At 67.6% G+C, this 7,812-nt stretch carries 10 protein-coding genes and 1 pseudogene; 7 read left to right on the top strand and 4 right to left on the bottom strand.

The window, feature by feature from the left end; translation table 11 throughout:
• Both QQJ79_RS14145 and QQJ79_RS14140 read left to right on the top strand, forming a co-directional pair.
• Positions 1 to 796, top strand: a pseudogene (locus tag QQJ79_RS14145) (hypothetical protein); the annotation flags it as partial.
• A gap of 37 nt (positions 797 to 833) precedes the next feature.
• Positions 834 to 1,997, top strand: a complete 1,164-nt coding sequence (locus QQJ79_RS14140; protein WP_284223562.1) for an isovaleryl-CoA dehydrogenase — start codon at positions 834 to 836, stop codon at positions 1,995 to 1,997.
• Here QQJ79_RS14140 and QQJ79_RS14135 read toward each other — a convergent pair.
• Positions 1,983 to 2,507 (bottom strand): DUF3617 domain-containing protein, encoded by a 525-nt coding sequence (locus QQJ79_RS14135; protein WP_284223561.1) that lies wholly within the window; start codon positions 2,505 to 2,507, stop codon positions 1,983 to 1,985. The two genes, QQJ79_RS14140 and QQJ79_RS14135, sit on opposite strands and share 15 nt — an antisense overlap.
• Before the next feature lie 167 nt (positions 2,508 to 2,674).
• Here QQJ79_RS14135 and QQJ79_RS14130 point away from each other — a divergent pair, with 167 nt between their 5' ends.
• Entirely contained in the window at positions 2,675 to 3,310 is a 636-nt protein-coding gene (locus tag QQJ79_RS14130; protein ID WP_284223560.1) for an exopolysaccharide biosynthesis protein, read from the top strand.
• 18 nt (positions 3,311 to 3,328) lie between these two features.
• Here the strand turns inward: QQJ79_RS14130 and flaF are convergent, their stop codons facing one another.
• The gene (gene flaF, locus QQJ79_RS14125; protein WP_284223559.1) at positions 3,329 to 3,703 is read right to left on the bottom strand and encodes a flagellar biosynthesis regulator FlaF; all 375 of its coding nucleotides are present in this window, start codon (positions 3,701 to 3,703) and stop codon (positions 3,329 to 3,331) included.
• Complete coding sequence (gene flbT / locus QQJ79_RS14120; RefSeq protein WP_284223558.1) at positions 3,663 to 4,085, bottom strand: flagellar biosynthesis repressor FlbT; 423 nt, start codon at positions 4,083 to 4,085, stop codon at positions 3,663 to 3,665. Before flbT ends, flaF begins: the two co-directional genes overlap by 41 nt.
• Before the next feature lie 165 nt (positions 4,086 to 4,250).
• On the opposite strand from flbT, the gene QQJ79_RS14115 reads away from it, so the two are divergent.
• A complete protein-coding gene (locus QQJ79_RS14115; RefSeq protein ID WP_284223557.1) occupies positions 4,251 to 4,697 on the top strand; it encodes a hypothetical protein in 447 nt (148 codons plus the stop codon).
• Positions 4,698 to 4,707: 10 nt separating this feature from the next.
• Positions 4,708 to 4,923, top strand: coding sequence for a hypothetical protein (locus QQJ79_RS14110; RefSeq protein WP_284223556.1), 216 nt, complete (start codon positions 4,708 to 4,710; stop codon positions 4,921 to 4,923).
• Positions 4,924 to 4,929: 6 nt separating this feature from the next.
• Here the strand turns inward: QQJ79_RS14110 and cysS are convergent, their stop codons facing one another.
• Positions 4,930 to 6,339: a cysteine--tRNA ligase gene (gene cysS, locus QQJ79_RS14105; RefSeq protein WP_284223555.1), complete on the bottom strand. Its 1,410-nt coding sequence runs from the start codon at positions 6,337 to 6,339 to the stop codon at positions 4,930 to 4,932.
• Positions 6,340 to 6,431: 92 nt separating this feature from the next.
• Between cysS and folE the strand changes: the two genes are divergently transcribed.
• Positions 6,432 to 7,049 (top strand): GTP cyclohydrolase I FolE, encoded by a 618-nt coding sequence (folE, locus tag QQJ79_RS14100; RefSeq protein WP_284223554.1) that lies wholly within the window; start codon positions 6,432 to 6,434, stop codon positions 7,047 to 7,049.
• Positions 7,050 to 7,210: 161 nt separating this feature from the next.
• A complete protein-coding gene (locus tag QQJ79_RS14095; protein WP_284223553.1) occupies positions 7,211 to 7,651 on the top strand; it encodes a biopolymer transporter ExbD in 441 nt (146 codons plus the stop codon).
• Positions 7,652 to 7,812: the final 161 nt, after the last annotated feature.

The raw sequence follows: 7,812 nt of genomic DNA, 5'->3' as shown, positions 1-7,812 counted from the left end.
GGTCGAGGCCGCCCCCCAGCCCGAACCACCCGCGGCCGACGCGCGCGCCGCCGCCGTCGCTGCGCTGCTGGGCGAGGCGCCGGAAGCCTCCCTCCCTGCCGAGCCGGAAGCCGTCGAGCCCGATCCGGCCTGGTCGCCCGAAGCGCCCGCCTTCGAAACCCCGATCTTCCAGCCGGCGGATGCAGTGACGCGGGTCAATCTGGATCGCTATTCACCCTACGCCGCCGCCATCATCGGCCCCCTGCCCGGCTTCGCCCCGGCGGAGCCCGCCGAGGCCCCGATCGTGGAGCCGGTCTTCACCAGGGAGCCGGAGCCTGCGCCTCCCGCGCCGGCGCCCGCCGAACCCGACGTTCCCGTCACCCCTCTGGTGTCGGCCGCGCCCCTTCCCTCGCCCTTCCGGGCCATGGATGCGGAGCTGGTCCTGACGCCGGCCACCGAGGCCGATTTCGTCCAGGCCGAACGCCCGGTGTGGCCGTCGGACCAGCGCGCCCCGGCCCCTGCGGCCGAGGAAACCGTCCTGTTCGAGGACGAGCCGACCCTGTCGGTGCTGCGCCACGAGGTCGAGCCGGCCGGACCGCGCCGCTTCGACTGGAGCGAGACCGGCGCCTTCCTGATCATGGGCGGCGTGGGCCTCGCCGCCTGCGGAGCCTCGGCCGCCGCCTTCCGCCTGGCGGTCGAACAGCCGTCGCCGATGGGAGAGACCACCGTCATCGCCTGGGCCCTGGCCCTGATCGGCGTGATCTGCGTCGGAGTGTCGTCGTGGAACCTGTATGTGCGGTGGGGCAAGCCGGACTGACTTTCCGGCGCGGGCAGGCGGTGCTAACCCCGCCGTCATGAGCATTCCCAACGCCCCCCAATCGATGGAATTCGGCCTCGGCGAGAACGCCGACATGATCCGCGAGACCACCGCCCGCTGGGCGACCGACCGTCTGGCGCCGCTGGCGGCCGAGATCGACGAGACCAACGCCTTCAAGCGCGAGCTCTGGCCCGAGATGGGCGAGCTGGGCCTGCACGGAATCACCGTCGAGGAAGAGTACGGCGGCCTCGGCCTCGGCTACCTTGAACACGTCGTGGCGATGGAGGAGGTGTCCCGCGCCTCGGCCTCGATCGGCCTGGCCTACGGGGCCCACTCCAACCTGTGCGTCAACCAGATCCGCCGCTGGGGCACCGAGGAGCAGAAGCAGAAATACCTGCCCAAGCTGATCTCCGGCGAGCACGTCGGCTCCCTGGCCATGTCCGAGGCCGGTTCGGGCTCCGACGTCATGTCGATGCGCACCCAGGCCCGCAAGGAAGGCGACCGCTACGTCCTGAACGGCACCAAATTCTGGATCACCAACGCCCCGCACGCCGAGACCCTGGTGGTCTACGCCCGCACCGGCGAAGGCAACGGCGGCGTCACCGCCTTCCTGATCGAGAAGGGGATGAAGGGCTTCAGCGTCTCGAAGAAGCTGGACAAGATGGGCATGCGCGGCTCGGACACCGCCGAACTGGTGTTCGAGGACTGCGAGGTCCCGGAAGAGAATGTCATGGGCCCGGTCGGCGGCGGCGCCGGCGTGCTGATGAGCGGCCTCGACTATGAGCGCGCCGTGCTCTCGGCCGGTCCGCTGGGCATCATGCAGGCGGCGCTGGACGTGGTCCTGCCCTACGTCCGCGAGCGCAAGCAGTTCGGCAAGCCGATCGGCTCGTTCCAGCTGATGCAGGCCAAGGTCGCCGACATGTACGTCGCCCTGAACAGCGCCCGAGCCTATGTCTACGCCGTCGCCCGCGCCTGCGACCAGGGCAAGACCACCCGCTATGACGCCGCCGGCGCCATCCTGCTGGCGTCCGAGAATGCGGTGAAGGTCAGCCTCGAGGCCGTCCAGGCCCTCGGCGGGGCCGGCTACACCAAGGAATGGCCGGTCGAGCGGCTGGTCCGCGACGCCAAGCTGTACGACATCGGCGCGGGGACCAACGAGATCCGGCGCTTCCTGATCGGACGGGAACTACTGGGCAGCTGATCCGGCGGGACAGTCGCCGATCCGCTCGGCCGTCATGGTCATGGTCGTATCGGCCATGGACGGATCAGGCGCCGGCGTCATCCGGGTCCTGACTTCCATCGCGTAGCGGCTTGAGAGGTCGCCGGTGACGCGGGTATCCGTCTCCGCGCGACCGCCATCCGGCATGGTGCAGACCGAATGTCCGACCATGGCGTCGCCGTCGCGACGGAAGCTCTGTTCGCTGCACCGAACCCCCTCGGGGGCCTCCTGGCCCGGACCGCGCTGCATTTCCGAAAAATCCTGCCGTGTGACGCAGGTCTCGATCGCCGGCATGGAGACCCCGGCCGGCATGCCCGGCATCCGGGTGGTGATCCGCCAGAGCCCCGGACGGGGCCCCTCCATGGCCGCGGCGGCCGGCGCCGGGGCGCCGCCAGAGTCGGCCTTTGCCGCTGGCGCGCTGTCATCGCCCTGGCCGCACGCCGTCAGGGCGAGGCTGATAAGACCGGCCAGGCCGGGTGTGAGCCTGCGCATTCTGATCCCTCCCGCCCGGCGCTCTGTCGGGCCTTGCCTCGGGAGACGCAGGATGCCCGAAATAGCCGCGTTTCGCCAGCAACCGGATGGGGATTGACGATTGTTAAGTGGCGCCCGCCAATCTACCCGCCTAGATCGTAACACCCCCCTCCGGACGCCCGTCGCCGATGCCTGACTACGACTATCAGAGCGACAGCCGGACCTTCTCGCAGGTGATCGAGGACATCGGCGTCCGGGACGAGCCGAAGCTCTACCTCGGCGAGCTGGTCAATGCGTTCGGCGAGCGCGGCTTCGGCGCCCTGATGCTGTTCTTCGGCCTGCTGAACATCGCCATCGGCATCATCCCGGGAACGACGACGGTGCTCGGCGCGCCCCTGCTGCTGATGGGCCTGCAGCTGGCGATCCGGCAGGATCAGCTGTGGCTGCCGCGCTGGGCCTTGCGGCGCTCGATCGAGCGGGAGACCTATCGCACCGGGGTGAAATCGGTGCTGGCCCGTTTCAAACAGGTCGAGCGGCTGTCCAGACCCCGGCTGTCGGTCATGACCAGCGAAGTGTCGGAGGTGCTGATCGGCATCGCCACCGTCCTGCTGGCCTGCATCCTGGTCCTGCCGATCTGGGGCGGGAACCTGGTGCCGGCGCTGATCATCTCCACCTTCGGCTTCGGCCTGATGCAGCGCGACGGCGTCGTCGTCCTGATCGGCTGGGCGGGCGTGGCCGGCGTCTGCCTGTTCATCTGGCTGGCGTGGGAGCTGGTCAGCCGGGCCCTGGGGCCGACCGTCCAGTGGATCACCGGCCTGTTCTGAACGCGCGAGGCGGGTGGGTCAGGCGGCCTGTTGCGCGCCCGGCCCCGGTCCGGCCAAGCCCTGCATGACCATCCGATTGATGTCGATCAGGGCTTCAAAATCATCCTCGCCCCGCATGATCGCCGACGAGTGACGGCTGACGAACAGGCTGATCGAGATGATCTGGGCCTTCAGGCTCGCATTCATGGCGTTGTCGGGGTCAGAGCAGTCGGTGGCCAGGGCCGACCACAGCCGGCGGTTCCAGTCCAGGGCGTCGATCCGCGCGGCGATTTCCGAGGTCTCCAGCGTCGCGGCGTGCATCAGCGCCCGGGTGACCTGCCCGAACAGCCGGTACTCCATCTCACGCGGAGTCTCAGCCCGTGTGGCCGCGGTCTTGTACGCCTGCAGCGACATTCGCCAGACCTTCCTCATACTCAACGAGTTTACGCGCCGCCATCAGCGCCTTGTAGTATTCGCGCGCCATCACATGGCGGGACGCCGCCACGCAGTCGGCCAGGATTTCGGGATTGCGGGACGCCCCCATGAACTCGCTCAGCCGCAGGGCGAACTCGTCATAGACCTTGGCCGCCGACGCCTCGTCCAGGTACATCATCATGACCGGGAAATAGACGCGTTTGGCCGGGGTGTTGGCGTCCTCGGGCTGGAGAATGTCCTTCTCGCGCAGCACCGACGCCTTGTTCTGCAGGATCAGCACGCCGCGGCGGTCGCCGTTCTGGACGACGGCGCCGTTGAGGACGAATTTCTCGCCGGGCTTCAGCGACAGCTTGAGCGGCATTTGAGAGAGCGTCTCCTGACAGCCTCCCGGCGACGTTAGGAAGCCGGGACCCAACGCAGTCTAAACAATCGTGGTTAACCATCTCTTGTCCGCGGCGACGGATCCGGTTCGTCTCCGGAACATCGGACAAGCGCCGGGCGTTGATCCTCCAGCAGGAGGAAGTTCATGCCCGAGATCGACGGCTATTCGGACGACCAGGCCCAGTCGGAAGTCTATGACGAGACCCACATCGACGATGAGGGCGACGGGGACATCCTGCTGGACGAAGCCGATCTCGTGCTGGACGTCACCCAGATGGACGGCGACGCGGACGAAGAGCCGTTCGACGAGGACGCTGAAATTGACCTGGACGAGGTCCAGGGTTCGTCCGGCATCGAGGCCGAGGCCGACGCCCTGCTGGGCGTGGACGGCGAGCGTCTGACCGAAATCGACGGCGAAAGCGCCGGCGGGCGCGGCCCGGACGAGGTCGAGCTGGTCTACACCGGCCTGATGCGCAACGTCCGCGGGGCCCAGGCCAGCGCGGCCCACTGGGAAGCTAAACACCTGTCAGACGATGACATCGCCGGCTTGGGCTACGGCCCGGACGGCGACGAAGACCATCCCGCGAAATAAGGAGGGCGACATGACTGCTCACACCGACCACACCCCGCCGTCCTCGCGCGACGACTGCGATCCGGAAACCCCGCACGCGAAGAAGGCCCCGCGCGAGACCGGCAAGCCCGATCAGCTGCGCGAGAACGAGCGCGAATCGGAGGACCGGCAGGAGGCCCTGCTGGACGAAGGCCTGGAAGAAACCTTCCCCGCCAGCGACCCGGTGTCGGCCAAGCGGATCACCTGATCCGCGTCAGCCCTTCACCCGCCAGGTCGCGCCCTGCGGTCCGTCCATGACCACCACATTCAGCGCATTGAGCCGGTCGCGGATGCGGTCCGCCTCGGGCCAGTCCTTGCCCGCGCGGGCGGCGGCGCGCTGTTCCAGCAGACCCTCGACCTCGGTGCGGAGGGCGTCGGAGACTTCGCCTTCCAGCCAGTCCGCCGGATCGGCCTGAAGCACGCCTAGGACGGCGCCGGACGCGATCAGCTCGCCCTTGGCGCGGGCCACGACGCCGTGATCGCCGGCCGTCATGGCGCGCTCGATCTCGCTCGACAGGGCGAACAGGGTCGACATGGCGCCCGGGGTGTTGATGTCGTCTTCGATGGCCGTGAGGAAGTCCGCGGGCGGCTCGTCGCCATTGGCGTCGACGGCGGCGGCGCGATGCAGGGCCCCGTAAAGCCGGTCCAGCGCCTTGCGGCTCTGGTCCAGAAGCGCCTGGTTCCAGTCCAGCGGCTGGCGATAATGGGCGCTCAGCAGGGCCCAGCGCACCACCTCGCCCGGGACGTTCTGAACCAGGTCGTGCAGCAGCAGGACATTGCCGATCGACTTGGACATCTTCTCCGCATCGACGGTCAGGAAGCCGTTGTGCATCCAGTAGCGGCTGTATTCGGCATGGGCCTCGGGCTCATGCGCATGGCCGTGGGCGCAGACGCCCTGGGCGATCTCGTTCTCATGGTGCGGAAACACCAGGTCGATGCCGCCGCCGTGGATGTCGATCGGCAGGCCCAGCGTCTCCTCGATCATGGCCGAGCATTCGATATGCCAGCCCGGACGCCCCTCGCCCCACGGCGACGGCCACGAGGGTTCGCCCTCCTTCGAGGGCTTCCACAGCACGAAGTCGTGCGGATTCTTCTTGTACGGCGCGACCTCGACCCGGGCGCCCGCGATCATGTCGTCAAGGTTCCGGCCGGACAGGCGGCCGTAGGTCTCGTAGGATGAGACGTCGAACAGCACGTGACCCTCGGCGGCGTAGGCGCAGCCCTGATCCATGATGGCGCCGATCTGCTTCACGATCGCGTCCATATGGTCGGTTACATGGGGCGCGATGTCCGGCGGCGAGACGTTCAGCCGGCTCATGTCGTCCAGATAGGCGGCCTCGTAACGCGAGGTGACATCGCCGATCGGCGTCCCCTCCTTCGCGGCCTTCGCATTGATCTTGTCGTCCACGTCGGTGACGTTGCGGGCGTAGATCACCTTGTCCGCCCCGAACTGCCGGCGCAGCAGCCGGACCAGCACATCGAACACCACCGGCGGCCGCGCATTGCCAATATGGGCGTAGTCATAAACGGTCGGACCGCAGACATAGAGGGTCACCCGGTCGGGGTCGCGCGGCGTGAAAACCCGCTTTTCGCGGTGCAGGGTGTCGTGAAGAACCAGCGGCATAGGGAAGCGGCGTCTTTCAGTTTTCTTGCGGGACGGACCCGCCGTCCCATATAGCGGTCCTGCTGCACAAGCGAACAGCGTCGAGATCGAGAATGAGCGTCATCCCCGTCAAGCCGGTTCTGGTCGGCGACAACGACCCTTCCAAACGCCCCAGCCGCGAGGAGGCCCTCAAGGCCGTCCGCACCCTGCTGGCCTGGGCGGGCGACGATCCCGACCGCGAGGGCCTGCGCGACACGCCCAAGCGGGTGGTCGACGCCTATGGCGAGTGGTTCGACGGCTATGACGCGGATCCGGCCGTGGAGCTGTCGCGGACCTTCGAGGACGTGCAGGGCTATGACGACATGGTCCTGCTGCGCGACATTGAGGTGGAAAGCCACTGCGAGCACCACATGGCTCCGTTCCTCGGCAAGGCCTATGTCGCCTACATCCCGCAGGAGAAGGTCGTCGGCATCTCCAAACTGGCGCGGGTGGTCGAAATCTTCGCCCGCCGCCTGCAGACCCAGGAAACCCTGACCCAGCTGATCGCCGAAGCCATCGAATCAAACCTGCAGCCGGCCGGCGTCGCCATCATGATCGACGCCGAACACCAGTGCATGACCACCCGCGGCGTGCATCACCGCCACGTTTCCACCATCACCACCCGCTTCACTGGCGTCTTCAAGAGCGACGCCGCGCTGAAGGACCGTTTCCTGAAGCTGGCGAAGGGCTGATCGGCTCGCCTGAGAGGCGTATTTTGGACAATCCCGGGGCAATGGAACCCCAACCCGCCTGAACCCGCTTTACAAGCCGGGTCGGGGACGCCAAGAGACGAACCGAACGTCATAGATTTCGCTCGCCGCGATCGCGTCGGGCCCGATGGAGAGAGTGACACATGGGCTCCAAGCTTTCCGGACCCGCCGGCCAGGGCGGCAAGACGATCGAGCAGAACGCGGACATCAACGTCACGCCGTTCGTCGACATCATGCTGGTCCTTCTGATCATCTTCATGGTCGCCGCGCCGATGGCCACGGTTTCGATCCGCCTCGACCTGCCGCCCGCGACACCCCCGGTGAACCCGGACGAGGTGAAGGAGCCCGTCTACATCACCATCCAGGACACCGGCTCGATCTTCCTGGCCGATCGTCAGACCACGATCGAGACCCTGGCCGCCGACGTCTGCGTGGCCCTCGCCGTTCCGACCAACTGCCGCGAGGAGCGCGTGTTCGTGCGCGCCCAGCCGGACGTGACCTACGACCAGTTCATGGAAGTCATGAACACCCTGCAGGAGAACGGCTTCTTCAAGGTCGGTCTGCTGAACGAAGACATCGAATAGGCGCCACGCCGCGCTGAACGACCAGAGGCCGCGCCCCCCGGGACGCGGCCTCTTTCGTTTGCGCCCCTCACCCCTGAAGGCCAGGGGAAGGACCGTTACTCCACGGATTGCCGGGGCGGAGCCGGCGCAGCGGCGGCCGGGGCCGAATAGGGCCGCTCGCC

Origin of the sequence: Brevundimonas denitrificans, from assembly GCF_030160755.1 — a bacterium.
GTDB lineage: Bacteria > Pseudomonadota > Alphaproteobacteria > Caulobacterales > Caulobacteraceae > Brevundimonas > Brevundimonas denitrificans.
The sequence above is the reverse complement of the archived record's forward strand: the minus strand, read 5'-3'. Positions and strand labels throughout refer to the sequence as shown.